Raw genomic sequence first — 24,157 nt, forward strand, 5'->3', positions numbered from 1 at the left:
TCCTCGGTGCTAACGCACCTATTAGTTAATAATCTATTACCAAAATTTAGTCTCGACCATCAGCATCACCGCGATACCTGCGATGGCTGAGGAGACGGCTAGTATCCAATCTCTCCTCGCGATATGAAAGAAAAAATGTAGTACCGCTGCTATCCCCATAAAAATCAATACGATCAAAACTTGACCAACCTCAAGCCCTACGTTGAAGGCAAAAAGCTGACCAATAATATCTGTATCCGTACCCAACAAGGCTTTGAGGTAATTGGAAAAACCCAAACCATGGATCAGACCAAAGAACAAAGCAAAGAAGTAATTGGTTCGAGAGGCGCGCTGATGAAAATCCACGTTGCGCTTTCCGATATTGCCCAAGGCCGTAATCAGGATCGTCACGGGAATCAAAAACTCAACCACCGCCGAGTTCACTGCGATCAAATCCAAAGTCACCAGTGCCAATGTCAATGAGTGCCCAATCGTGAAAGCCGTCACCAAAATCAAGACTTTCTTCCACTCAGCTACCTGATAGATCGTACACAGCGCCATCACAAACAAGATGTGATCATAGGCTGTGATGTCCATGATATGCTCTCTCCCTAATTCAAAATACAACTGAAAATCTGTCATCGCTATTCGCTCGCCGTTTGTATAATATCCAACACCTCTCTCGTAAGTTTCCTTACTTTTGTGGGTACGTATATTGTAAACATAGTTTTAAAATCAGACTTCATGACGATCTATTCTTTTGTGTTGCTAATAAATTATATGAGCGGTATGATGCTCCATGATTTCCATGTGTCAGTTACCAAACTAGAGCATGATACCGAGTCTCAAGCCTTAGAAATCAGCCAACGTATCTTCATCGATGACCTAGAACAGGCGCTCACCAGATTCGATACGGATCATGCATACAACATCTCCACTACAGAAGACTTCACCGAACTCAACCCTCTGATAGAGGCCTACATGCTGGAGCATTTTGTCATATCCGTGAATGAAAAACAAGTCACACTCGACTATCTCGGGTCGAAAGTAGAAGGGGATGTTTTGATCTGCTTCATCGAAGTACCCAAGGTCAAAAAACTCAAATCGCTATCCGTCAAAAACACCGTACTCTTCGAACTCTTCGCTGACCAGATCAATCTCGTCCATGTCAAAACGCCAGAGGGCAACAAAAGTCTAAAACTGGACACCAAACAACCCGTCGATCAACTGGTCTATTAAGTCAGAGTCGAACCTTAGAGCAGAAAACCCTCCAAGGGTTTAGCCCCATAACATCAAGACTGTCGATCGTGCGCTGCTTTATTAAAACTCAGCCCTTGGAGGGATTGTAACTATTCTGATCCTCGGCCTGTGGCACACACCTTTTCTATCACACTACCCCGTATACAGCACCTCCTGCCATTGCTTAGACTCGTTTTTCAACAGTGTAAAGCCTGCTACAGTCATTTTGGTTTGGAAGTTCCGCTGCGAATAATCCTCCATCACTTGAGGGAAAAGCGTCTTCTTTAAATCTCTGAATGCAATCGTCATGTGTGGATGAAACCCCATGTCTTTGTAGGTCGCATTGAATATGTTGAGCTCGCGACGGATGTGATCGCATAGATCCTTCTGCAATTCGCGCAATGCCTCGTTTTCCTCCACTTTGATGTAGACCACCCTAGGCGGGAAAAAGTCAAACCCATCGAGCGTCAGCTCTATCGGATAGCGATCAAACGAAAAAGAACGCATCACCTCCAGCAGCTGATCCTCTCGGTCGTCTCTCCACTGAAACGGCATATGCAGCGTGATGTGCGGTGGGGATTTCAACGCAGCCTTCGAGCCGTAGCGATCAGCCGCTTCGCATTTGAACTGGTGCACCTGCTCTCGCACAGATTCCTCTGGCACGATTGCCACGAAATATAGATTCTTTTTAGCCATCGGTTAGCGACACTTTTAAGCCCTCACTACAGTTTTGACAAATATCAATATTGGAGCGAGACTGTAAGATGCTTTTTCTGAAATTCGTGTATTTGTCACTGTACCAAATCTCAGCCATGGGTTGTTCGTTGAGATCTCCGAGCTGATGCTTGGCATCCTTGTCAAAGCAGCAAGGCACGACCTTGCCATCCCAGGTCACCACACAGCCCTGCCACATCTTCCAGCACTCATTGAGCAGTGGATTCTTCAACTCGAATTTGCCCAAGGCATTTTTGCGGTAGCGCGAATACTGAGGGTTCTCAGGGATCAGATCAGACCCGTTTTGGTAGTCATAGATCTGAGCCGTCTTGAACTGTATTTCATTGACGCCAATATCCTTGGCGAGTTGTTTTGCTTCGTCGATTTGATGTTCATTGGGTCCTACGACCAAAAACTGAAAAATCAAATGAGGTGTCTTGCTTTTGAGCTCCCGCTTCCATTTGACCATGTTTCGCGCACCTGCCAGCACCTTGTCCAGCGAACCACCCACACGGTAGTTCTGATAGGTCTCCTGTGTCGTCCCATCTACGGAGATAATCAGCCGATCGAGACCCGATCGCACAGTAGCCTCGGCCTGTCGGTCATCCAAATAATGCGCATTGGTACTCGTGGCGGTGTAGATGCGGCGATCACTGGCATAGCGCACCATATCCAAAAACTGTCGATGCAAGTAGGGCTCTCCTTGAAAATAAAACGTCAAGTAAATCAAATGTGCCTTCATCTGCTCAATCGACCGCTCAAACAAGCGCTGCTCCAGCATCCCCGTCGGTCGGGTAAACGACCGCAAACCACTCGGACATTCGGGACACCGCAAGTTGCAAGAAGTCGTCGGTTCGATCGCGATACTCAGTGGCAAACCCGGCGCGACATAACCGCCACTCCCCTTACTCCGGCGATAGCTTTTCCACACTTGATAGGCGTTGCGCACTTTGCGCACATCCAGTTTCGAGAGTAGATTGATATGATCGTGTAGTTGTGTCACCTTTGGGAGAAAGGCTGCATTTTAGTCCATCTAAAATTTGATTCAAAAAAAGCGACAGGTTAATTTACTCGCTCAATACACTCTGACACATGCAAGGCTTCAAAACACTCCTAACGCTCGTTTTCCTATCCCTCATCGCTCACGCTACCCTCGCCCAACGCACGCAGCTGTCGGGTCAGGCAGAGATCATCGTCATGACCATGAGCCCCGGACAGGAGGAGCTCTATTCGGCTTTTGGACACAGTGCCGTCCGTGTACGTGACGATCTCAACCGCCTCGATATCGTGTTCAACTACGGTATCTTCGACTTTGATCAGCCCAATTTCTACCTCAACTTCACCAAAGGAAAACTACTCTACAAGCTCGGCACGGCACACTACTCGCGTTTTCTGCGCTACTACATGAGTATCAACCGCACCATCACCGAACAAACCCTCAACCTAAGCCCAACCGAAAAACAGGAGATCTTCGACTTCCTAACGGAAAACGCCAAACCCGAAAACGCCGACTACTACTACAACTACTGCTACAACAACTGCGCGACCAAAATCCGAGACGTCATCGAACAATCACTAGACGGACGCGTCCAGTTCAACTACAGCTATGCCAACGACTCCCTCAGCTACAGAGACCTCATGGACCAATATCTGGGAGAGCAACCATGGGGAGACCTAGGGATAGACTTTTGTCTCGGGTCGGAGATTGACAGACGTGCCGATGGCGCAGCCTACATGTACATGCCCGAGTACCTCGAGATCGCCCTAGATGGTGCCCAGCTCTCCAATGACTCGACCACTCAACCGCTCGTCAAAACCAAAAAGATAGTCAACAAAGCAGCCGACCAACCCAGCATGGCAAGTCCTATTCGTCCATTTTTGATCTTCGTATTGGTATTTTTCTTTATAGGACTGGTCACGCACCGCAGTCTGAAATATCAGGCCAACTACCGTTTCGTCGATGTGATCCTCTTCGGCAGCACGGGTGTGCTCGGCATCAGTCTACTACTCCTTTGGTTTGGCACGGATCACCTCTCCCAGCACAACTACAACCTCATCTGGTGCACACCGCTCAACCTGACCGCACTCATCCTCCTACTCCGAAAAAAGAAAGCACCATGGCTCAAATACTATTTCAACCTATACGGGTTCGTGCTCATGCTACAGGTCATCCTCAGTGGTGCACTCCCCCAGCAACTACACGAAGCTTTCATCCCCCTCGTCTTAGCCCTAATGATTCGCAGTTTCTACTTGGGCTATTGGTTGAAAGGACAGAAAAAATAACCCTCACTGACCAAAAACCGACCATTTATGGACAAAAACACTCATACATCTCCTTTATTCCTAATAATATTGCTTTAGCACCGCTCCTTATGTTATCTTTTAAGATAACTTTACAGCATGACAAGACGTATAATTTTTCACGAAAGTCATTTCATCAAGTTCTACTCTAAATTACCTGATGGTGTTAAAAGAAAAATTCAATACGTTTTTGAACTCATCAAGCAAGTAGATATGGTTCCTAAGAAATTCTTAGCTCCAATGACGGTACATGATGGATTATTTGAAATACGGGTAGAATATCAATCAAATATCTACAGAATATTTTGCTGTTTTGATGAAGGTCAAATTGTTATTCTCTTTAACGGCTTTCAGAAAAAGTCTCAAAAGACACCGAAGAATGAAATTGAAAAAGCAGTGCGACTTAAAAACGAATACTTTCAATCAAAAAACATTAGATCATGAAGGATTACTCAAAAGTTACAACATTCGATGAGCTACTAGAAGTAGAACATGGTTCAATTGGTACTGATTCAAGGAACGAATATGAAGAAGGTGCTCAAATGTTTATTGTGAGTGAAATGCTCAAAGATGCCCGTAAAGCGGCAAACATGACGCAAGAACAATTGGCAGAACGGGCTGGAACTAAAAAAAGCTACATTTCAAAAATTGAAAATGCAAAAGGAAATATCCAGCTTTCTACCCTTATAAGGATTTTCGAAAAAGGCTTAAACAAACGCATAGGTCTAACATTTCTGTAAAAACATCTCTAACGCCACTACCTCTCCACTGTGGTCACGAAAGAAAAAGCCACAACACTATCAAGCTGACGATCAATAAAGACAGAACCATGGCTTTGATTTTTCGCTTGATTTCCTTTTTGCGACGAGCGGCGAGTTTGACATGGAGCTCAGCCAAATACTCAGGTGTTGCTTCTTTGAATATCCTTGGTTTCCGAGAAATGATATAATCTGATATGTACGACTTATCAAAACTCTTATATAGCCCACTCCCCTTCAATAGAGAACGATTACTCCTAGATGAATTTTGGGAATCTCTCGAAAAACCAGCTCCTCCTGTCATAAGATACCCCTGCTCTTTCAAGTCTTAGAGTGAAGCGAGACTTGAAAGAGTCTATGTAAGACAAGTCTTCAGACTTGTATCATCCTGGCTCAATGTGTTAGCTCACCCTAATTCTACAACCTCTACATCCAGTTTCTCTTCAGCAGGCATTGCACAGACTCATTTGAGTTGATCATTTACACCTTATTTAACTCCTGTCATAAGACATTCTAACTAAGAAAACAGAAACAAGCTAAATCAATAACTCTCCTTTTCATTGGGGAAACTCTTGGCTTTGACGTCTTTGATATAGTTTTCGGTGGCCTCACGCATGGCTTTGCTGATGTCAGCATATTGGCGTAGAAACCTTGGCTGAAACTCCTGTGTGATCCCTAGCATGTCGTGCACGACCAGTACCTGCCCGTCTACATCAGGCCCAGCCCCTATCCCTATGATCGGAATGGACACTGTCTCTGCTACTCGCTTGGCCAGTTTGCTCGGTATTTTCTCTAAAACGATCGCATAGCAACCACATTCTTCGAGCACCTTGGCATCTGAAATCAGCTTCTCGGCCTCCTCTTCCTCCTTGGCTCTCACGCTATAGGTCCCGAACTTGTAGATCGACTGTGGTGTCAGTCCCAAGTGTCCCATCACAGGCACACCTGCCGTCAATACGCGCTGAATGCTCTCTCGTACCTCCGCTCCTCCTTCAAGTTTGACACTGTGCGCACCAGATTCTTTCATGATTCGGATCGCTGATTCGAGTGCCTGACGAGAATTGCCTTGATAGCTACCGAATGGCAAATCCACCACCACAAAAGCTCTGTTGATCGCTCTAACGACTCCCTGCGCATGATAGATCATCTGATCCAGTGTGATCGGCAGGGTAGTTTCGTTACCCGCCATGACGTTAGACGCTGAGTCTCCGACAAGTAGCACATCGATCCCTGCTTGATCCAAGATCCGCGCCATCGAAAAATCATAGGCCGTAAGCATGGAGATTTTCTCTCCACGATTTTTCATCTCTTGTAGTTGATGCGTCGTGACGCGCTTGATATTGGGTTTGTGTACAGACATGGCCGTTGTTCAATGTTAAAAGTCGTAAAGTTGAAAGTTTATTTGATACCGAACAAATAAAAGGTTAAAACCAGATTACACAATCGGGTCTCTTTGCCATCCTCACACGTTCAAACTACGTGTATTAAGCCTTCCATTTGATCCCACAGCCTATGCTCGGATGCTGTTCTCTATCGATAGGGAGATTTTTGACCAAATCATCCAATGCCATCCGAAGCTCTTCGCCTGTTACGACTTGCCCATTGCCTGGTGTCGAAGAGTCCATTCTACCACGGTAGACACACTTGTCTTGTCCATCAAAGACGAAAACATCAGGTGTACAAGCCGCTTGATATGCCTTCGCGACCTCCTGAGACTCATCATAGAGGTAGGGAAAATCAAAATTATATTTTCGGGCATGCTCCGTCATCTTGTCTGGCGCATCTTCTGGATAATTGACCACATCATTGGCGCTGATTGCCACGAAGGACAGTCCTTGCTCGCCATATTCCTTGGCCATGCGGACGATTTCTTCCTGGACATGTATCACATAGGGGCAGTGATTGCAGATGAACATCACCACAGTTCCTTTGTCAGACTTGATAGCATCAAAAGAAAGCTTCTTTCCAGATACGGTATCGGGTAGGTTAAACTTGGGAGCGACAGTGCCTAGCGGCATCATATTGGATTCGGTTCTGGCCATGGTTTTGGGGTTAATAATTAGAACTCAAAATGGAGTAAAACAAAAATAGACATCAGATACTCGATTCTCTAATGTCTATTTTCTAATATGTTAAGACTGGCTTAGCAGTACTCGTCGAATACACTCACCAAGTGGTCAGCGATCATCTCAGCGCTACGTCCTTCGATGTGATGTCTCTCGACAAAGTGCACCAACTCACCGTCCTTGAACAGCGCGATCGATGGAGATGATGGAGGGTAAGGCAACGTAAACTCTCTCGCCTTCTGCACCGCGTCAGCATCTACTCCTGCAAATACAGTTGTCAAATGTGAGGGTTTTTTAGCGCCATTGGCGACAGCCATTTTCACACCGGGTCTAGCAGCACCTGCTGCACAGCCACATACCGAGTTGACTACCAAAAGGGTCGTACCACTATGGTCTGTCAAGTGCTCAGTCACAGCATCTGCTGTTTTCAATTCTTCAAATCCCGCAGAGGTCAAATCTGCTCTCATTGGGGCTACTAATTCTTCTGGATACATTTCTTTATTATTTAATTTCCCTATCAAACGATCACTGACTAAATCCTATCTGCAATCGCCTGACTAATTCTTTATTACATAAACCCGAGTTCCAACTTGGCTGCCTCGGACATCATATCAGTCTCGTATGGAGGATCAAAAGTCACTTCCACATTGACCTCCCCTACCCCTTCGATTTCTTGAATCCTCTGCTTCATTTCGTCTGGAATCGCTTCCGCAGACGGGCAAGCTGGAGAAGTCAGCGTCATCAACACGTAGACACTATTGACCGGATGGATACTGATCTCATAGATCAATCCCAACTCGTAGACATCCACAGGAATCTCTGGATCGTATACTTTTTTGATGGCCTCTACGACCTTTTCTTTCAAATCTTCCATCTTAAGCTCCTATTTTAGATTTCAATGCCAATGCATAAATCTGCATCTGCTTAATCATGGCACCAAAGCCATTCGACCTTTGTGTACCGATAAATCTGTTCATCCCGATTCGCTCTTGAAAAAACAGATCTGCACTCAATATATCGTCAGGCGTCTGCCCAGACAATATCTCCGTCAGCATACTCACCAGCCCTTTGGTGATGGCCGTATTGCTGTCCGCTTGATAGATTACTTTGTCCCCCTCTAGATGAGCATAGAGCCACACCTTTGACTGGCAGCCCTTGACGATATTTTCGTCCGTCCTGTGCTCCTCTGGAAACTCCGGCAACTTCGCTCCCAACTCCATGATATAACCAATGGTCATTTCCATGTCGCCATCCAACATCCCAAAATTCTCAATGATTGATTGTTGTACAGAATTGATTGTTGCCATATTATTTTTTGAACATTTTAATGGAAGACTTCAGCGCCTCCACAAAATATTTGATTTCTTCTTTGGTATTGTAAACAGAAAAAGACGCCCTGACAGTTCCCTCGATGTTGAATATCTCCATGAGTGGCTGTGCACAGTGGTGTCCCGTCCGAACAGCGATTCCTTTAGCATCCAGTATCTGACCGAGATCAAATGGATGCACTCCATCGATCAAAAACGACACCACACTTGCCTTTTGATCCGCCGTACCGATAGGCCGAAAGCCTTCTACATCCGCCAGCAGCTCGTTGGCATACTCCAGCAACTCGTGCTCGTACGCCGCGATATTCTCCAACCCGATCTCATTGACATAGTCCAGTGCTGCCTTGAAAGCAATCACCTCACCGATGTTGGGCGTCCCCGCCTCAAATTTGTACGGGATGTCGTTATAGGTTGTCCCTGAGAAACTCACATCTTTGATCATTTCCCCTCCCCCTTGGTAAGGCGGCATAGCCTCTAGCAAGGCGCGCTTACCGTACAAGGCGCCTACACCTGTAGGGCCGTACACTTTGTGTGCTGAGAAGGCCAAAAAGTCACAACCCATCGCTTGCACATCTACTCTAGCATGAGGAGTCGCTTGCGCCGCATCGATCAGCACTTTGGCTCCCACTGCATGCGCCTTGTCGATGATCTCCTGCACCGGATTGATCGTACCGAGTGCATTGGAGATATAGTTGACTGAGACGAGTTTCGTCCTTTCGGACAAAAGCTTGTCATACTCTGCCAAGATCAATTCGCCTTTCTCATTGACAGGAATGACCTTGAGTACACATTTCTTCTCTTCACAGAGAATCTGCCACGGCACGATATTCGAGTGATGTTCCAGCGCCGAGATGATGATTTCATCTCCCTCACCAATAAACTTTCGTCCAAAAGTCGCCGCGACCAAGTTGATTCCCTCCGTCGTGCCTTTGGTGAAGATAATCTCCTCTGCCTCCGCAGCATTCAGAAACTTACCCACGGTCTTGCGTGTAGCTTCAAAAGCCGTCGTAGACCGCTCCGCCAAGGTATGAATCCCTCGGTGGATGTTGGCATTGTCTGTATTGTAGTAGTGGGTCAACGCATCGATCACACACTGAGGCTTCTGCGAGGTAGCCGCATTGTCAAAATACACCAATGGTTTCCCGTTGACCTCCTGATGGAGGATAGGAAAATCCTTTCTTATTTTTTCAATATTCAATTGTGTCTCGACCATTGTACTGTTTAGTCCACTTGTAATCTTTCCATCACTTTGTCCGCAATCTCCATCTTCAACCATCCTAGGCCGATATGTTCGATCACTTCCCCGGCATTGGCCAGCAAAATCATTGATTTTGCCTTGTCTTTGTCTATGCCTCTGGCTCGTAGATAAAAAATCGCTTCCTCATCTAGCTGCCCTGTCGTACATCCGTGCGAACACTTCACATCGTCTGCCCAAATCTCCAACTGAGGTTTGGTATGGATGGTTGCGTTATCTGACAACAAAATATTGCCATTGGACTGGAATGCATTCGTTTTCTGTGCCGCTTGTCGCACAAATATCTTTCCGTTAAAGACTCCTTTCGCCTGATCCGCAATGATCCCTTTGTACAGCTCGTTGCTGTTACAGTTGGGCTGGATATGATCCACGAGCGTGTGGTTGTCGATGTGTGTCTTGCCTTTGGCTAGATACAGTCCATACATATTGCTTTCGCATCCCTGACCATCGACACGGATGTTCAGGTTGTTTCGAACCACCTCTCCATCGAACGTGAACACAAACGAAGAAAAGACACTGTCTTTCTCTTGGTACACATTGGTATTCCCTACGTATACCGCATTTTCTGACTCTTCCTGTACTTTATACAGCTTCACATTTGCGTTCGCCTTGACCAAATAGTTTTTGGTCTCATTGACGAAAGTCTTGGCATTTCCTTCCGAGAAATGGAAGTGAACAAAGTCTGCTTGGCTACTTTCGTTGGCCAAATAAATATTTTTCACAAAGCCATAGTTGACCCCATTGTCTACCGAGATGTAGTAGCACAACACAGGCTGAGCCACTTTCTTATTCTTTGGCACCTCGATCACTACACCGCTATTGACATAGACGTTGTTTTGAGCTTGAAACGGATCACTATTCTCTGCGATTAATTCATGTGCATCTGCACGATCTGCTAGAGAATCAATTCTCAGCTCCTCTACAGTAGAGACGATCTCCGACTGCTCGGCATTGTACACGCCATTGATGAAAAACAGGATATTCGCTCCTGCATGTCGCTTCTTGATATCAGCGATCTTGTCCATCGGCAAATCCCCCTGTGCAATAGGTGTTGCGAAATCAAACTTCCCAGAAATCGCCTTGGTCAGACGAGTAAACTTGTACTCCTCCGCCTTAGGACCAGGAAACCCATTTTCTTTCAGATATGCTAGGCCTTGCGTCCTGTTGTCTTTCAGGTGAGCGATCGCATTTCCGTTCAAATTAGAAACATACTGCTCCGCCTGATCGATCAGTTCTTGACCAAATATTTTCTTTGTACTCATGCGCTTCTTATGCTTCTGCTCCTTCTAAATCCTTGATAATCCAATCGTATCCTCTCTCCTCGAGCTCCAATGCCAAATCCTTGGTACCAGACTTCACGATACGACCTTTGTACAGTACATGTACAAAATCAGGCACGATGTAATCAAGCAATCTTTGGTAATGCGTCACCACGATGGTCGCATTGTCTTTGTTTTTGAGTGCATTGACGCCATTTGCGACGATTCTCAATGCATCGATATCTAGTCCAGAATCCGTCTCGTCTAGGAGTGCCAACTTAGGCTCTAGCATCGCCATCTGGAAGATTTCGTTTCTTTTCTTTTCCCCTCCAGAGAAACCTTCGTTGAGCGAACGGCTCAATAGCGACTGATCGATCTCTACAAGCGCCATTTTCTCCTTCATACGCTTCAAGAATCCCACAGCATCCAAAGGCTCTTGTCCTTTGTGCTCTCTAATTTGATTCAGTGCTGTTTTCATGAAGTTGGTAGTGGTCACACCTGGTATTTCTACAGGATACTGAAACGCCAAGAAGATACCTTCTCTCGCACGCTCTTCGGCTGCCAAGTCTAACAAATCTTGACCGAGATACTCTACAGACCCACCGGTCACTTCGTAATCCTCTCTACCCGCCAAGACATTGGCCAAAGTACTCTTGCCCGAACCATTCGGTCCCATGATCGCATGTACTTCTCCAGGCTTCACTTCTAAGTTGATCCCTTTGAGGATTTCCTTCTCCTCTACTCTAGCTTGTAAATTTGTTATTTTTAACATAATCTATGTTCAAAATTTATTATTCAAAGTTCAAGATCAACTTGAGTGATACTTAGTTCCTTTGAATTCTGAATTCTTTAAATACTTAATAATGCAAGAAACTCCCTAACCTGTCGTCCTCAGTTGAAAGCAGCACTTCATAGGAATAGAGAATGAACCCACTTCCTGAAAACGACACTGAATAACTACCTGCGCTTAGCAAACCCTCAAAAGGCTGAATTCCCACCCTTCTTCAAGCTTGAATATAGAACTACGAAATCAACCAACCGATCCTTCGAGCGTCAACGCAAGTAATTTCTGCGCTTCTACTGCGAACTCCATCGGGAGCTTGTTCAAGACTTCTTTGGCATACCCATTGACGATGAGTGCTACTGCATTTTCTTCGTCAATCCCTCGCTGCGTACAGTAGAATATCTGGTCCTCCCCGATCTTCGAAGTAGTCGCTTCGTGCTCCACTTGTGCAGTTGAGTTCTCTATATCAATGTAGGGAAACGTATGCGCTCCACACTGATCACCGATCAATAGTGAGTCACACTGTGAGAAGTTACGTGATTTCTCTGCACGCTTCATCACTTGCACTTGCCCTCTGTATGAGTTTTGCGAATATCCCGCAGAAATCCCTTTAGATACGATTCTTGACTTGGTGTTTTTACCTATATGAATCATCTTGGTTCCAGTATCCGCTTGCTGGTGATTATTAGTCACTGCTACCGAATAGAACTCACCGATCGAATAATCTCCTTTCAAAATACATGAAGGGTACTTCCATGTCACAGCAGACCCCGTCTCGACTTGTGTCCACGAAATCTTCGCATGATCACCCGCACAGATACCGCGTTTGGTCACGAAGTTGTATATACCTCCCTTGCCGTTCTTGTCGCCTGGGTACCAGTTCTGAACAGTCGAATATTTAACCTCCGCATCTTTCTCAGCGATGATTTCTACCACTGCAGCGTGCAGTTGGTTTTCGTCACGCTGTGGAGCTGTACATCCTTCGAGGTAACTCACATATGATCCTTCGTCTGCTACGATGAGCGTTCTCTCGAACTGCCCCGTATTGGCTGCATTGATTCTAAAGTAAGTCGATAACTCCATCGGACATCTGACGCCTTTGGGGATATAACAGAACGAACCGTCTGAAAACACAGCCGAATTGAGGGCAGAGAAGTAGTTGTCCGAAACCGGCACTACAGACCCGAGATGCTTTCTCACCAACTCTGGATGCTCTTTGACCGCTTCGCTAAACGAGCAGAATATGATTCCGCGCTCACCAAGGGTCTCTTTGAAAGTCGTCGCAACAGACACCGAGTCAATTACCGCATCTACAGCCACTCCCGTCAATCGCTTTTGCTCGTTCAAAGAGATGCCTAGCTTCTCGAAAGTCTCGATCAACTCAGGGTCGACCTCATCGAGGCTACCGACAGCTTTCTTCTGCTTAGGTGCAGAATAGTATTTGATCGCTTGGTAGTCGATTTTAGGATACTTCACGTTGGACCAATCCGGCTCCTCCATGTTTTTCCATCGCTCATACGCGCTCAATCGCCACTCTAGCATCCACTCTGGCTCTTCTTTTTTGGCTGAAATAAAACGAACTATCTCCTCACTCAATCCTGCGGGTGCTTCATCAGCATCCAAATCCACAGACCAACCGTGTTCGTATTCTTTTGAGGTAAATTCCTCTAATATTTGATCGTCATTGCTCATTCGCTACGAATTATTTAGACTCACTTTAAATAAATGCAAAATTACTACCTTTCTGACAGGATGTTAGTTCTGAGCGGATAATTTTTTTCTACTATCTCATAAAGGGAATTGATAAAGCGCTCGAACTACTTACATTTGATCTTCCAATTTGAGTGATACCCCATGATCAAAAATCAAAACTTCGCCCCTCTCCTATTGTTAATCGTTTATGTGGTGATGATGTTTCACCCTAAGCCAGTCTTTTCTCAAAAGAGCATTTCCGAACTACGCATGACTGGTGCTACATTGATCGTCAAAGATCTCAAGGTATCGGCAGGTTGGTACCGTAAGTTCCTGCAATTTAGTATTGAAGAGTACCGCCCCAACCAGCACGTCAAAATGCGCAATGACGAGTTCCATCTCACGCTAAGGCAAGGAAGTGGCACCTTGCTCAAAAGTCAAATTCGATTCAAGGAAGGAAAGAAATACATTAACGGTATTGATAAGATTGGCTTCAAAACAAACCGTTTTGACAGCCTTCACCTCTATTTGGCGCATTACGAACAAAAACTATTCAAAGACACCTATACCGACCCCAATTTACCCATTGAAAGTTTTATCGCTATAGATCCTGACGGAAACAAAATCCAATTTTTTAATCACCCCAACAACTCTCAGCTCTATGAAATCGACCCCTGCTACTTCACGATCCAATCCTCCGACTACATCAATACACTCAAGTGGTATACGACACAGATGGGCTTTGAGGAGATCGAGATCGTAGATGACACCAACCTCCACTTTCAAAACTACCTCACCAAAGACGGTATCATTCTCGAACTCATCCATCTACCCTACGAATCAGTAGAGACGACAGAGTTCATGCCTCTAGAACGGGATCTAGCCCAAATCGAACAAGTCTCCTTCAAAATAGGCACTGCCAAAACCAAGGCTTTCGTCATGGACAACAATGGCAATAAGGTAGTGTATATGAAATGAGGTAGTGAGTAGTGAGTATTTATTAAAAGAATAAATTAAATACTTGTTTCGTAGAAGTTCTCTTCTTTACATTTGCGACAGTTCTATTTTTATTGAATGACTTATCAAGAAAGGTGGAGGGATTTGGCCCTGCGAAACCTTAGCAACCCCCGCGAGACGGAAGGGTGCTAATTCCAGTTCCGAGCAATCGGAAAAGATAAGCGAGAGGCACGAGATACAATTTCAAAAAATATATCATCCCTTCTAGCTTGTCTGGAAGGGATTTTTTTATGCCCTTTTCCAGACAAAAGTCCTTGAAAGTCTTCTACAAAGATGATTGAAAAACGAAAATAATTAGACGTATGAAACTAGGAATATTCGGATTTGGTGTGGTTGGACAGGGCTTGTATCACGTGCTACAGCAATCCAACACCATACAAGCAGAGATTGCCAAATTTTGCATTAAGAACATCACTAAACCAAGAAGCCTCGATGCGACTTTGTTTACCGATGACAAAACCGAGCTCTTGGACAATCCAGAGATCGACGTGATCGTGGAGCTGATAGATGATGCAGAAGCAGCTTTTGAGATCGTCAAGACTGCCATGAACAGCGGCAAGCACGTCGTCTCAGCCAACAAAAAAATGATCGCAGAGCATCTCGAAGAACTTCTTGCACTACAAAAGCAAAACAAAGTATCCTTCCTCTACGAAGGCTCATGCTGCGCGAGTATTCCGATCATCCGCAACTTGGAAGAATACTACGATAACGACCTTCTGACTTCCATCGAGGGGATATTCAACGGTTCGACCAATTTCATCCTCACTAAAATGATCAATGAGAGTGCTCCTTACGAAGATGTACTCAAAGAAGCACAAGATCTGGGGTTCGCAGAATCTGACCCGACGCTAGATGTGGAAGGGATCGATGCTAGATACAAGCTTTGCATCCTACTCTATCACGCCTTTGGGTTGATCACAGACCCACATACGCTTTTCACGCTCGGGATCACCAAAATCAACACCTTCGATATCGAATTTGCACAGAAAAATAATTTTGAAATCAAGCTCATCGCAAAAGCAAAGAAAATTGGCAGTCAAATTGACGCAACCGTCCTACCGACTTTTGTAGACAAGTCTTCTATTTTGGCTCAGACCAAAAACGAATACAATGCAGTCATATTAGAAAGCGCATTCTCAGAAAGTCAATTCTTGTATGGAAAGGGAGCTGGCGACAAACCAACTGGATCAGCAGTACTATCAGATATATCGGCGCTAGGCTATGGCTACCGCTACGAATATAAAAAATCTGCTAAGTCAAAGGAAAAGATCGAACTCCATGAAGACTTCCAAATGAGGGTTTACGTAAGGTTCGCTGATCAGCAACCAGACGAAGCAGATTTTACGGAAGTATTGGAAAAGTATTCTAGTCGCTATGGCAACTACTGGATCGGCTACATCTCACGTCAAAAAATGAAAGAAGCACAATGGCTAGAAATCCCAGAAATCAATGTGATCGCACTAGGATAAACACCGCATGCATTACCTAGAAGCATCCAGCGTAAGCACTTGTTCAGACTGATGAACGGGTGCTTGCTCATGGGCACATAGCCAATAGCCTACCATCATCATTATTATTATCAATATACCTTTCATCGTGTTATTATTTAGTTCCCAAGTGGATGCCCATCTATCACGGACACCCATTGAGGATTTTACTAATTATTGAGAAAACTTATTACTGTCGTTTACACCAAGGTTTTGTTCGAGGGATTGATATTTTCTGAGACAACTTGCCCATCGAATAGGTTGATTATACGATGGGCATACTCTGCGTCTATCGGGGAGTGCGTCACCATCACCACGGTCGTGCCTTTGTCATTGAGTTCGCTGAGGAGACTCATCACTTCTTGCCCATTCACCGAATCCAAATTACCTGTTGGCTCATCTGCCAAGATCATATTTGGCTTAGCTATAACCGCTCGAGAAATCGCCGCTCGCTGCTGCTGCCCGCCTGACAACTGCTGAGGAAAATGATTCCTGCGGTGCATGATTTTCATCTGCTCCATCACCTCTTCCACTCTTTTCCTCCTTTCGGAGGCAGAATACTTAAGATAGATCAACGGCAACTCGATATTTTCAAAAACCGTCAATTCATCGATGAGATTAAAATTCTGAAACACAAACCCAATATTCTCCTTTCTAAGATCGGCTCTTTTGCGTTCGCCGTATTGGGAAATCTCCTGGTTATCAAAGTAAAATTCACCCTGAGAAGGATTATCTAATAACCCGAGGATATTGAGCAGAGTAGATTTACCACACCCAGATGGCCCCATAATCGCAACGAACTCTCCGTTTTTGATATCCAAATTGACCCCACCTAATGCGGTAGTCTCTATTTCATCTGTATGATAGACCTTCTTCAGACCTACTGTTTTGATTAGTGAAGTCGTATTTTCCATTGTTCCTCTTTGTTTTACTCCCTTTTAGTTAAATATCAGTCTATCCTTATCTTCATACCCATTGTAAGAGGAGATCACTACTTGTTCTCCGGGATCCAGCCCCTCCAGCACTTCATAGTACCTCGGGTTTTGTTTTCCGAGTTTAATCTGTCGTCTCACCGCAGCTCCCCCTTCAGACGTCACAACAAAAACCCAGCTCCCTCCTGTTGTTTGATAAAAGCTACCTCTAGGTATTTGTAGCGCTTCGATATTCTCACTGAGTTGTAGATTGATCTGCAAAGTCTGTCCTCTACGCACACCTTTTTGTAGTTCCTGGGAGAATTTCATATCAACTGAGAAGATTCCGTTACTCACTTCAGGGTATATTTTTGTAATCTCTAGGCTATGCCTACCATCTGTTAAATCTGTACTACCCTTCAACCCTTCATAGATTCTAGAAATATAATGCTCGTCTATAGCAGCTCGGATTTTAAACCCATTCATATCATCTATCTGACCAATATTTTGTCCCATCTGTATCGATTCTCCTACCTCCGCACTAACCGAAGATAATCTACCTGCGATGGGTGCTTTGACATATAGGTTCTCCAAATTGGCCTTGATCAATTCTAAATTACTGTGCGTTCGAATCAATGTCTCTTCTGTCTGCCGGATCTGTATTCTGGCATTTTTAGTATCAAATGCTTGAGATTCGATTTCAATCTCTCTCGTATCGACGAGTCTATCATACCCCCGCTTGATTCTTTGAAATTCTTGATCGGAAATTATCTTTTCAGTTTTAAGCTTTACCGCTCTATCATAAGTATCCTTTGCGTCCGCTATATCATAATCCAGATCGATCAATCTACGTTTGAGCTCGAACTGAGTCCGTTGGAGGTTCAGTTTGGTATTCTCCAGATTGTTAACCAATATAAAAGCCTGCGTCTCTTCTCGAATAAAACTTTGCACTAGATTATTGTTAGCTAACTTCAGTATAGTGTCACCCTGCTCGACCAATACCCCCCCTTCTAAATAGCGACGCTCCACTATCCCGCCTTCTATTGCATCCAGTCTAATCGTTTTGATAGGTAGCACCGTCCCATCAACGGGTATAAATTCCCTAAACTGCCCCATAGCTACGGTAGCGATCTTAATCTTATCCCTATCAACTTTAAGCTTAACTCCTCCATCGGCGAACACTACTCTGTATATCACAAAGCTCAAGAGTACCACTCCTACGGCTATGGATAATAGCTTGCTTTTTGTCCACTTCTTTTTAGGTATTATTCTGTCCACTGAGTCAATGTCTATTTCGATATTGACCAAGACATGCCAATAAAAGTGCCACACACACAAAACACTGATTAACTGCACTTTACAACAATAAAGAATCGTCCAATATTCAGAAAAATGTTCAGGTATGAGACACTAGTGTACGGTATCGTTCAGTCACGAAAAGCTAATTAAGTATGCGATATTAGTTTTAGAGGGGAGTAAAACTATTCAGTTGTTTAGCGTCTAAACCTACTGTGATTGAATTGACAGAAACATTCCACGAATACAAAACAGTTTTTGGGTCAGTCTGTAAAGTTGGAGGGATAAACTCGGTAGACAAGTTCGATATTTTTTATTCCAATTATTCATTTTAACCTCAAGGACTTATAAGAGATGGTTATTCACGAAAAACAATAATGAATATCGAACAATGAATCTTGAATCACGAAGTGATCTACTACCTCTCCCCCAGAAATACGGATTGATCTCTGTTTTTGACCTCCTGCACCCGTTCAGGAAGGAGCAAAAAAATAGGGTTCAAGACTTAACTTGAACCCCAAGGTCAAAAACTCAAAATAAAAAGGACTAATCAAATCTTAATCCACAACAACAATTCGAATATAAGGATTTTAAAAACCAAATAAAAATAGGGGTATTGAGATCGATGATTTTTTAGCAAAACGCGATAAAACGACTACTAACTAATTTTTAATTCATCGGAACTTTTCTACCCTACATTTTGGATTAGATTTGCTGCGATGAACTTTGCCAATCCGACATTCTTATGGGGGCTGATCGCCCTAAGTATCCCGATAATTGTTCATTTATTCAATTTTCGAAAGGCGAAGCTAATCCGATTCTCAAATGTTAAATTTTTGAATCAAGTCAAAAAGAAGTCCTCTTCCAAGCTACAGCTCAAACAACTGCTCGTCCTACTCTGCAGACTGGCCTTTATTACTTTTCTGGTTTTGGCCTTTGCCCAACCCTTCATCCCAGGGCAAGAGAATGGTCTCAACGAAAACACGGTTATCATCTACCTAGACAACTCAGGGAGCATGACTAACCTAAGCTCAGAGAACAACGAGAGCCTAGTGACAGCCAAATCCATGGCTCATCAGATCGTCGATCTCTACCCGAGCACCACGACCTTCAAACTGCTCGATAATGATTTTGCTCCATCTGCCAACCATTATAAATCAGCAGATAAAATCCGTGAATACCTAAATACTCTGGACTACTCATCAGTCAGTAGATCAGGACAAGAGGTGCTCGATCGTATCCAAACCCTCACGTCAAATGATGATCATTCAGATATATTCATACTGAGTGACATGCAGCGTAGTACACTTGGACAGATCTCTGCGTACGCGGACACCATCCACCATCACTACCTGATCCCCATCGCTACTGCCCAGCAAAACAACCTCTATGTCGATTCGGTCTACCTTGACCAGCCTTTCATTCTCGCACATAAAAAAAACACGCTAACCGCTAAAATCAAAAACTCCAGTACGCAAGCTGTAGAAGATCTGATCGTCAAACTACAGATCAATGACAGACAATCTGCCAGTGTAGCCATCAGCCTAGAAGCCAACAGTACTAAAAAAATTGACTTTGAGCTGGGCAAGAACCTAAACAAGTACAACGCAGGACGAATCGAATTTCAAGACTTCCCTGTCACCTTCGACAATGAGTTCTATTTCTCATTCAACCTAGCTCCAACGATTCGTATCACCGAAATCACCGATACCCAGCGCACACCATACATGCAAAACGTATTTGGCAGCAATGAACTATTCGATTTCCATAGCTACACGACTGGAGACATCAACTATCAGGTCTTGGAACAATCCGATCTTCTCATCATTCACAGCCTCGGTCAGATCAACCCTAGCATTCAGTCTCAAATCAAACTTCGTCTAACATCTGGAAAATCCGTACTCCTGATCCCAAACACCAACACCAAACTAAGTGACCTAAAAACCTCTATATCCCTCCAATACAAGGCGACTGGGGATACCCAAAAAACAGATATACAAGCACCCGACCTGACCAACCCATTCTTTGATGGTATATTCGAATCACTCGACCGCAAGACGCAGCTACCCCAGGCTAATCCCATCATAAAACTATCCGGACTACATCACCCCCTACTCAGTCTCAAAACAGGTTCTCCTTTTCTCTCCAAGGTGTCACAACAAGGCAACCTCTATGTGCTATCGTCTCCACTGACAGATGAGTTCACCAATTTTCAGCGTCATGCCTTTTTCGTGCCAGTCATGCAGCGCATCGCAGAGCTCAGTGCTAGCAGTGCCAACCCGCTTTACTACAGCGCAGACAACAGCCACGTCACGCTCCTTCTCGATACGATCGACAACCAAAAGCTCTACAAACTCCGCCACAACATCAACACAAACCAAGAGCTAATCCCTTCACAGCGACTGATCCAAAACCAACTAGCCATGGATTTCCCGAAGTACCTTCTAACACCTGGCAACTATCAGCTCTTCTCCGACCAACAAATACTAGACTATGTCGCTTTCAACCCCAGCAAACTAGAGTCCGAACTAGAGATCATGGAAAAAGAAGAATACCTTTCGCTCCTATCGGATGTCCAGTCGCTCACCCTATTTGATCAGGTCGACAGTAAGAACTTTAGCCATACGCTGAAAGAAAAATACCACAGCATAGAGTTATGGAAATATGCTTTACTTTTGTCCGTGCTATTTTTGATAGCCGAATCCATGCTACTAAGATTTTTGTAAATGAGCCTATTTATAAGGGAAGTTAAAGTCCTGGATCCTCAGTCCCCTCACCATCTCAAACGTGTCAATGTTTTGATAAAAGAGGGCGTGATCACATCTATTGACAACAAAGAACATCAGGCAGACACGACTATAGAAGCCAAAGGTCAGTTCCTGACACCAGGACTGTTCGATCTTAAAGCCAATTTTTGCGACCCTGGTTTCGAGCATCGGGAAGACATCTACAGTGGATGTCAACTCGCTGCGGCATCTGGCTACACAGGAGTAGCAACACTCCCGAATACCGCTCCAGTAGTACAGGCCAAAAGCCATATCGAATACCTCAAATCTAAAAGCAGAGACTGCCTGACAGATATATACCCAATGGCTGCTGTGACCATCGATGCACTGGGCGAAGACCTCACCGAGATGATAGACCTGCACGAAGCGGGAGCGATTGCCTTCACCGATGGCAACCAGCCCATGTGGCACACCGACATCATGCTCAAATCCCTGATCTATCTACAGAAATTTGACGGACTACTCATCAACCTCCCAGAGGACAAATTATTGACACGCTTTGGAACAATGAACGAAGGGATAGTCAGTACAGGACTGGGACTCAAAGGCATGCCAGCACTGGCAGAACACCTGATGATCAAGCGAGATCTGGACATTCTAGCCTATAGCGGCGGACGCCTACACTTCTCCAATATCTCATCGACCGAGAGTGTAAAACTCATCAAAAAGGCCAAGAAAAATGGTCTCAAAATCACCTGTGACGTGAGCATTCATCATCTACTCCATACCGACCAAGCAATCGTCGGGTATGATGCCAATTATAAAATCAATCCTCCACTGAGAGAAAACAGAGACCGAAAAGCACTGCTCAAGGGACTAAAAGATGGTACTATTGATGCCATAGTCAGCGCACATAGTCCGCAAGACGAGGAAAGTAAAAAACTAGAATTTGACAGAGCAGAAGATGGCATCTTAGGACTACAGACCATGATCCCTTCTCTCCTATCTCTCGACGAAGAACTCGATCCTAGCGAGTGGATAGACAAAATCACAAGCCGCCCAAGAGCTATTCTAAAACTCGCTCCTGTCACCATAGCCGAATCAGAAAAAGCCAATGTGACACTCATCGATCCGAAGAAGAAATGGAAGTATGACCAAAAATCGAACCTCTCCAAATCCGTCAACAGTCCCTACTATGGCAAAGAACTAACTGGACAAGTGAGTGCAACACTCAACGGCGAAAAAGTATACCAAACCCCATCATGAGAGACTTATTCAGAATATCACTCCGTTATGGACTGATCGGATCAGCATTGATTTTCATCATGTTTATGGTGTTTTACTTCTCAGGAGAAAACCCGCTACAGGAGCTACAGATGTTTGACCTCTTTATCATCCCTATCTTCATTTTCTTTGGACTGAAAGAATACAGAGACAGATACAACGGTCACCTTCTCCAGTACTGGCAAGGCATGACTGCTGGCTCCATTGTCTATCTCACTATAGGGTTCGTAACCGCTCTATTCATGTACGTTTTCATCCAGTTTGATACGGACTTGATCTCCGAGCATGTAGCGATTATGCTTAAAGGCTTAGAAGACACACAGACAAAGATCGTAGAAGAAATGGGAGCCAACTCCTACATCGAGTCCTATGAAAAAGTAAAAGCCACCACAGCCTCTGATGTCATTTTGGATAGTTTGGTCAAAAAAATCATCATTGGTTTTTTGATAACCAGTGTGGCATCTGTAGTATTGAAAAGAAAACAACTACCCATTACCAAGAAGTAATTACTAATTGGACTAAAATCTACAAAAACATTGAATTACGATTTGAATAAAAAAGGGCTTCTACATGGAGCCATCATCGGCCTAGTTGGGATTGGCATCTCACTGGTCGCATACTTGATTAGCAGTGACGCCTATTTCTCGTGGCGTAGCATCACCCTCATGATCGTTTCCTTTGGTCTTCTCATCTATCTAGGACGGAAAGAAAGAAGTAAAAACCACGAAGGACACCTTACCTACGCTGAGGCATATTGGTATAGCGGGATTGCATTTTTCATCATGATCTATTTCAATGAGGTATTCTACATCTTTGTTTTCAATGTCCTCAATCCAGACCTACAGGATATTTTTATCCAAAAAAGCATAGAATCAACCGAACAAATGCTCCTTCTTTTTGAAAAAGACATGAGTAAAGTAGACGAAAGTATTAGTGAAATCGAACGTCAGGTACGCAACAGTTTCAAGCCCTTTTCGCTGATAGCGAATAGCTGGCAGATTCTCATGCAAGCCATGGTGGCCGCTTTGATTGCGGCTCTATTCCTACGTAAATCTAAGCCACTGTTTGAAGCCGAAGATTAAATGAGTCCAAACCCAAATATATCCGTCATCGTCCCCCTTCTCAACGAAGAAGAATCTCTACCAGAACTATGCAGTTGGATCGCCCGTGTGATGGACGAGCATAGTTTTAGCTACGAAGTACTGTTGATAGATGATGGCAGTACGGATAACTCATGGGCAACTATCCTCGATCTGAAAGCGCAAAACGCCAATCTCAAAGGCATACAGTTTAACAGAAACTACGGCAAGTCTGCTGCGCTAGATATAGGATTCAAAGAAGTCTCAGGCGATGTAGTCATCACCATGGACGCAGATCTGCAAGACAGTCCTGACGAAATCCCTGAACTCTACCGCATGGTCATGGAAGAAGACTATGATTTGGTTTCTGGATGGAAAAGAAAACGCTTTGATCCGCTCATGAAAACCATTCCTTCTAAGCTCTTCAACAGAGTCGCAAGGGCTTTTTCAGGAGTCAAACTGCACGACTTCAACTGTGGGTTGAAAGCTTATAAAAACAAGGTGGTCAAATCCATTGATGTATATGGAGAGATGCACCGCTACATCCCCTTCATTGCCAAAGGCCAAGGGTTTAGTAAAATCGGCGAAAAAATCGTCCAACACCAAGCTAGAAAATATGGAACAACCAAATTCGGGCTAGAGCGATTCATCTTCGGGTTCTTAGATCTACTATCGATCTCATTTGTATCTAAATTTCGAAAAAGCCCGATGCACTTTTTTGGATCACTAGGTACACTATCTTTTCTTTTTGGCAGTATCATCACCGTCTGGGTGGTCGCTCGAAAACTATACGAAATCCATTTCAACCTTCCCGCCAGAGACATCGTCGCACAGCCTCTATTCTTTTTGGCACTTGTAGCCATCATCATAGGAGTACAACTATTCCTCACAGGCTTCATCGGTGAGATGATGATACAGGTCTCTCCCAAAAAAGACGATTACCTCATCAATGAGAAATTGGGGTTAAAAGACTAGTTCGATC

At 44.4% G+C, this 24,157-nt stretch carries 25 protein-coding genes and 1 riboswitch; of the genes, 11 read left to right on the plus strand and 14 right to left on the minus strand.

All coding sequences use genetic code 11. The features are described from left to right. Positions 1-36 precede the first annotated feature (36 nt). Positions 37-621 (minus strand): HupE/UreJ family protein, encoded by a 585-nt coding sequence (locus BGP76_RS12545; RefSeq protein ID WP_119844914.1) that lies wholly within the window; start codon positions 619-621, stop codon positions 37-39. 102 nt (positions 622-723) lie between these two features. Between BGP76_RS12545 and BGP76_RS12550 the strand changes: the two genes are divergently transcribed. Continuing rightward, a complete protein-coding gene (locus tag BGP76_RS12550; protein ID WP_084190509.1) occupies positions 724-1,218 on the plus strand; it encodes a DUF6702 family protein in 495 nt (164 codons plus the stop codon). 153 nt (positions 1,219-1,371) lie between these two features. Here BGP76_RS12550 and BGP76_RS12555 read toward each other — a convergent pair whose 3' ends face one another. Next, positions 1,372-1,914 carry a 2'-5' RNA ligase family protein gene (locus tag BGP76_RS12555; protein WP_119844915.1) on the minus strand — a complete coding sequence of 181 codons (543 nt, stop codon included), beginning with the start codon at positions 1,912-1,914 and terminating at the stop codon, positions 1,372-1,374. Continuing rightward, the gene (locus BGP76_RS12560) at positions 1,907-2,935 is read right to left on the minus strand and encodes an SPASM domain-containing protein (RefSeq protein ID WP_119844916.1); all 1,029 of its coding nucleotides are present in this window, start codon (positions 2,933-2,935) and stop codon (positions 1,907-1,909) included. Before BGP76_RS12560 ends, BGP76_RS12555 begins: the two co-directional genes overlap by 8 nt. 89 nt (positions 2,936-3,024) lie before the next feature. Here BGP76_RS12560 and BGP76_RS12565 point away from each other — a divergent pair, with 89 nt between their 5' ends. The 3 genes from BGP76_RS12565 to BGP76_RS12575 all read left to right on the plus strand — a co-directional run bounded on the left by BGP76_RS12565 (position 3,025) and on the right by BGP76_RS12575 (position 4,973). Next, entirely contained in the window at positions 3,025-4,215 is a 1,191-nt protein-coding gene (locus tag BGP76_RS12565; protein ID WP_119844917.1) for a DUF4105 domain-containing protein, read from the plus strand. A 117-nt stretch (positions 4,216-4,332) separates the two neighbouring features. After that, on the plus strand, positions 4,333-4,677 hold the full coding sequence (locus BGP76_RS12570) for a type II toxin-antitoxin system RelE/ParE family toxin (RefSeq protein WP_119844918.1): 345 nt from the start codon (positions 4,333-4,335) through the stop codon (positions 4,675-4,677). Further along, positions 4,674-4,973: a helix-turn-helix domain-containing protein gene (locus tag BGP76_RS12575; protein ID WP_119844919.1), complete on the plus strand. Its 300-nt coding sequence runs from the start codon at positions 4,674-4,676 to the stop codon at positions 4,971-4,973. The genes BGP76_RS12570 and BGP76_RS12575 overlap by 4 nt, the downstream gene beginning before the upstream one ends. Before the next feature lie 559 nt (positions 4,974-5,532). On the opposite strand, the gene panB is transcribed toward BGP76_RS12575, so the two are convergent. The 9 genes from panB to sufB all read right to left on the minus strand — a co-directional run bounded on the left by panB (position 5,533) and on the right by sufB (position 13,375). Then, complete coding sequence (gene panB, locus BGP76_RS12585; RefSeq protein ID WP_073122466.1) at positions 5,533-6,351, minus strand: 3-methyl-2-oxobutanoate hydroxymethyltransferase; 819 nt, start codon at positions 6,349-6,351, stop codon at positions 5,533-5,535. 124 nt (positions 6,352-6,475) lie between these two features. Then, entirely contained in the window at positions 6,476-7,033 is a 558-nt protein-coding gene (locus BGP76_RS12590; protein ID WP_119844921.1) for a thioredoxin family protein, read from the minus strand. A 101-nt stretch (positions 7,034-7,134) separates the two neighbouring features. Continuing rightward, positions 7,135-7,551 carry a BrxA/BrxB family bacilliredoxin gene (locus BGP76_RS12595; protein WP_073122469.1) on the minus strand — a complete coding sequence of 139 codons (417 nt, stop codon included), beginning with the start codon at positions 7,549-7,551 and terminating at the stop codon, positions 7,135-7,137. A gap of 74 nt (positions 7,552-7,625) precedes the next feature. After that, positions 7,626-7,931: an iron-sulfur cluster assembly protein gene (locus BGP76_RS12600; protein ID WP_073122471.1), complete on the minus strand. Its 306-nt coding sequence runs from the start codon at positions 7,929-7,931 to the stop codon at positions 7,626-7,628. Position 7,932: 1 nt separating this feature from the next. Beyond that, the gene (locus BGP76_RS12605) at positions 7,933-8,364 is read right to left on the minus strand and encodes a SufE family protein (protein WP_119844922.1); all 432 of its coding nucleotides are present in this window, start codon (positions 8,362-8,364) and stop codon (positions 7,933-7,935) included. A 1-nt stretch (position 8,365) separates the two neighbouring features. Next, positions 8,366-9,598 carry a cysteine desulfurase gene (locus BGP76_RS12610; protein WP_119844923.1) on the minus strand — a complete coding sequence of 411 codons (1,233 nt, stop codon included), beginning with the start codon at positions 9,596-9,598 and terminating at the stop codon, positions 8,366-8,368. Between the two features lie 8 nt (positions 9,599-9,606). After that, positions 9,607-10,902, minus strand: a complete 1,296-nt coding sequence (gene sufD / locus BGP76_RS12615) for a Fe-S cluster assembly protein SufD (protein ID WP_119844924.1) — start codon at positions 10,900-10,902, stop codon at positions 9,607-9,609. A 7-nt stretch (positions 10,903-10,909) separates the two neighbouring features. Beyond that, complete coding sequence (gene sufC / locus BGP76_RS12620; protein WP_073122476.1) at positions 10,910-11,671, minus strand: Fe-S cluster assembly ATPase SufC; 762 nt, start codon at positions 11,669-11,671, stop codon at positions 10,910-10,912. A gap of 258 nt (positions 11,672-11,929) precedes the next feature. After that, positions 11,930-13,375, minus strand: a complete 1,446-nt coding sequence (sufB, locus tag BGP76_RS12625; protein WP_073122478.1) for a Fe-S cluster assembly protein SufB — start codon at positions 13,373-13,375, stop codon at positions 11,930-11,932. Between the two features lie 162 nt (positions 13,376-13,537). Between sufB and BGP76_RS12630 the strand changes: the two genes are divergently transcribed. After that, positions 13,538-14,353, plus strand: coding sequence for a hypothetical protein (locus BGP76_RS12630; RefSeq protein WP_119844925.1), 816 nt, complete (start codon positions 13,538-13,540; stop codon positions 14,351-14,353). 98 nt (positions 14,354-14,451) lie between these two features. Beyond that, positions 14,452-14,556: riboswitch (SAM riboswitch) on the plus strand. A gap of 138 nt (positions 14,557-14,694) precedes the next feature. Next, a complete protein-coding gene (locus BGP76_RS12635; protein ID WP_119844926.1) occupies positions 14,695-15,861 on the plus strand; it encodes a homoserine dehydrogenase in 1,167 nt (388 codons plus the stop codon). Positions 15,862-16,079: 218 nt separating this feature from the next. Here BGP76_RS12635 and BGP76_RS12640 read toward each other — a convergent pair whose 3' ends face one another. Beyond that, complete coding sequence (locus BGP76_RS12640) at positions 16,080-16,793, minus strand: ABC transporter ATP-binding protein (protein ID WP_073122485.1); 714 nt, start codon at positions 16,791-16,793, stop codon at positions 16,080-16,082. A 24-nt stretch (positions 16,794-16,817) separates the two neighbouring features. After that, entirely contained in the window at positions 16,818-18,068 is a 1,251-nt protein-coding gene (locus BGP76_RS12645) for an efflux RND transporter periplasmic adaptor subunit (protein ID WP_119844996.1), read from the minus strand. 737 nt (positions 18,069-18,805) lie between these two features. Here BGP76_RS12645 and BGP76_RS12650 point away from each other — a divergent pair. Genes BGP76_RS12650 through BGP76_RS12670 form a run of 5 tightly spaced genes read left to right on the plus strand, consistent with a single transcriptional unit; the run spans position 18,806 to position 24,150 of the window. Next, entirely contained in the window at positions 18,806-20,812 is a 2,007-nt protein-coding gene (locus tag BGP76_RS12650) for a BatA domain-containing protein (protein ID WP_119844927.1), read from the plus strand. Further along, complete coding sequence (locus BGP76_RS12655) at positions 20,813-22,078, plus strand: dihydroorotase family protein (protein WP_119844928.1); 1,266 nt, start codon at positions 20,813-20,815, stop codon at positions 22,076-22,078. After that, positions 22,075-22,602, plus strand: a complete 528-nt coding sequence (locus tag BGP76_RS12660) for a DUF4199 domain-containing protein (protein ID WP_119844929.1) — start codon at positions 22,075-22,077, stop codon at positions 22,600-22,602. The genes BGP76_RS12655 and BGP76_RS12660 overlap by 4 nt, the downstream gene beginning before the upstream one ends. 30 nt (positions 22,603-22,632) lie before the next feature. Beyond that, on the plus strand, positions 22,633-23,178 hold the full coding sequence (locus BGP76_RS12665) for a DUF4199 domain-containing protein (protein ID WP_158584270.1): 546 nt from the start codon (positions 22,633-22,635) through the stop codon (positions 23,176-23,178). Next, a complete protein-coding gene (locus tag BGP76_RS12670; RefSeq protein ID WP_119844931.1) occupies positions 23,179-24,150 on the plus strand; it encodes a glycosyltransferase family 2 protein in 972 nt (323 codons plus the stop codon). Positions 24,151-24,157 lie beyond the last annotated feature (7 nt).

This window comes from Reichenbachiella sp. MSK19-1 (genome assembly GCF_003590315.1).
In the GTDB taxonomy this organism is placed as follows: Bacteria; Bacteroidota; Bacteroidia; order Cytophagales; family Cyclobacteriaceae; genus Reichenbachiella; species Reichenbachiella agariperforans.

What these genes read in the sequence shown, in the direction of transcription:
- BGP76_RS12545 (WP_119844914.1), bottom strand. Translation starts at nt 621, where the DNA reads ATGACAGATTTTCAGTTGTATTTTGAATTAGGGAGAGAGCATATCATG.
- BGP76_RS12550 (WP_084190509.1), top strand. Translation starts at nt 724, where the DNA reads ATGACGATCTATTCTTTTGTGTTGCTAATAAATTATATGAGCGGTATG.
- BGP76_RS12555 (WP_119844915.1), bottom strand. Translation starts at nt 1,914, where the DNA reads ATGGCTAAAAAGAATCTATATTTCGTGGCAATCGTGCCAGAGGAATCT.
- BGP76_RS12565 (WP_119844917.1), top strand. Translation starts at nt 3,025, where the DNA reads ATGCAAGGCTTCAAAACACTCCTAACGCTCGTTTTCCTATCCCTCATC.
- BGP76_RS12570 (WP_119844918.1), top strand. Translation starts at nt 4,333, where the DNA reads ATGACAAGACGTATAATTTTTCACGAAAGTCATTTCATCAAGTTCTAC.
- BGP76_RS12575 (WP_119844919.1), top strand. Translation starts at nt 4,674, where the DNA reads ATGAAGGATTACTCAAAAGTTACAACATTCGATGAGCTACTAGAAGTA.
- panB (WP_073122466.1), bottom strand. Translation starts at nt 6,351, where the DNA reads ATGTCTGTACACAAACCCAATATCAAGCGCGTCACGACGCATCAACTA.
- BGP76_RS12590 (WP_119844921.1), bottom strand. Translation starts at nt 7,033, where the DNA reads ATGGCCAGAACCGAATCCAATATGATGCCGCTAGGCACTGTCGCTCCC.
- BGP76_RS12595 (WP_073122469.1), bottom strand. Translation starts at nt 7,551, where the DNA reads ATGTATCCAGAAGAATTAGTAGCCCCAATGAGAGCAGATTTGACCTCT.
- BGP76_RS12600 (WP_073122471.1), bottom strand. Translation starts at nt 7,931, where the DNA reads ATGGAAGATTTGAAAGAAAAGGTCGTAGAGGCCATCAAAAAAGTATAC.
- BGP76_RS12605 (WP_119844922.1), bottom strand. Translation starts at nt 8,364, where the DNA reads ATGGCAACAATCAATTCTGTACAACAATCAATCATTGAGAATTTTGGG.
- BGP76_RS12610 (WP_119844923.1), bottom strand. Translation starts at nt 9,598, where the DNA reads ATGGTCGAGACACAATTGAATATTGAAAAAATAAGAAAGGATTTTCCT.
- sufD (WP_119844924.1), bottom strand. Translation starts at nt 10,902, where the DNA reads ATGAGTACAAAGAAAATATTTGGTCAAGAACTGATCGATCAGGCGGAG.
- sufC (WP_073122476.1), bottom strand. Translation starts at nt 11,671, where the DNA reads ATGTTAAAAATAACAAATTTACAAGCTAGAGTAGAGGAGAAGGAAATC.
- sufB (WP_073122478.1), bottom strand. Translation starts at nt 13,375, where the DNA reads ATGAGCAATGACGATCAAATATTAGAGGAATTTACCTCAAAAGAATAC.
- BGP76_RS12630 (WP_119844925.1), top strand. Translation starts at nt 13,538, where the DNA reads ATGATCAAAAATCAAAACTTCGCCCCTCTCCTATTGTTAATCGTTTAT.
- BGP76_RS12635 (WP_119844926.1), top strand. Translation starts at nt 14,695, where the DNA reads ATGAAACTAGGAATATTCGGATTTGGTGTGGTTGGACAGGGCTTGTAT.
- BGP76_RS12640 (WP_073122485.1), bottom strand. Translation starts at nt 16,793, where the DNA reads ATGGAAAATACGACTTCACTAATCAAAACAGTAGGTCTGAAGAAGGTC.
- BGP76_RS12650 (WP_119844927.1), top strand. Translation starts at nt 18,806, where the DNA reads ATGAACTTTGCCAATCCGACATTCTTATGGGGGCTGATCGCCCTAAGT.
- BGP76_RS12655 (WP_119844928.1), top strand. Translation starts at nt 20,813, where the DNA reads ATGAGCCTATTTATAAGGGAAGTTAAAGTCCTGGATCCTCAGTCCCCT.
- BGP76_RS12660 (WP_119844929.1), top strand. Translation starts at nt 22,075, where the DNA reads ATGAGAGACTTATTCAGAATATCACTCCGTTATGGACTGATCGGATCA.
- BGP76_RS12670 (WP_119844931.1), top strand. Translation starts at nt 23,179, where the DNA reads ATGAGTCCAAACCCAAATATATCCGTCATCGTCCCCCTTCTCAACGAA.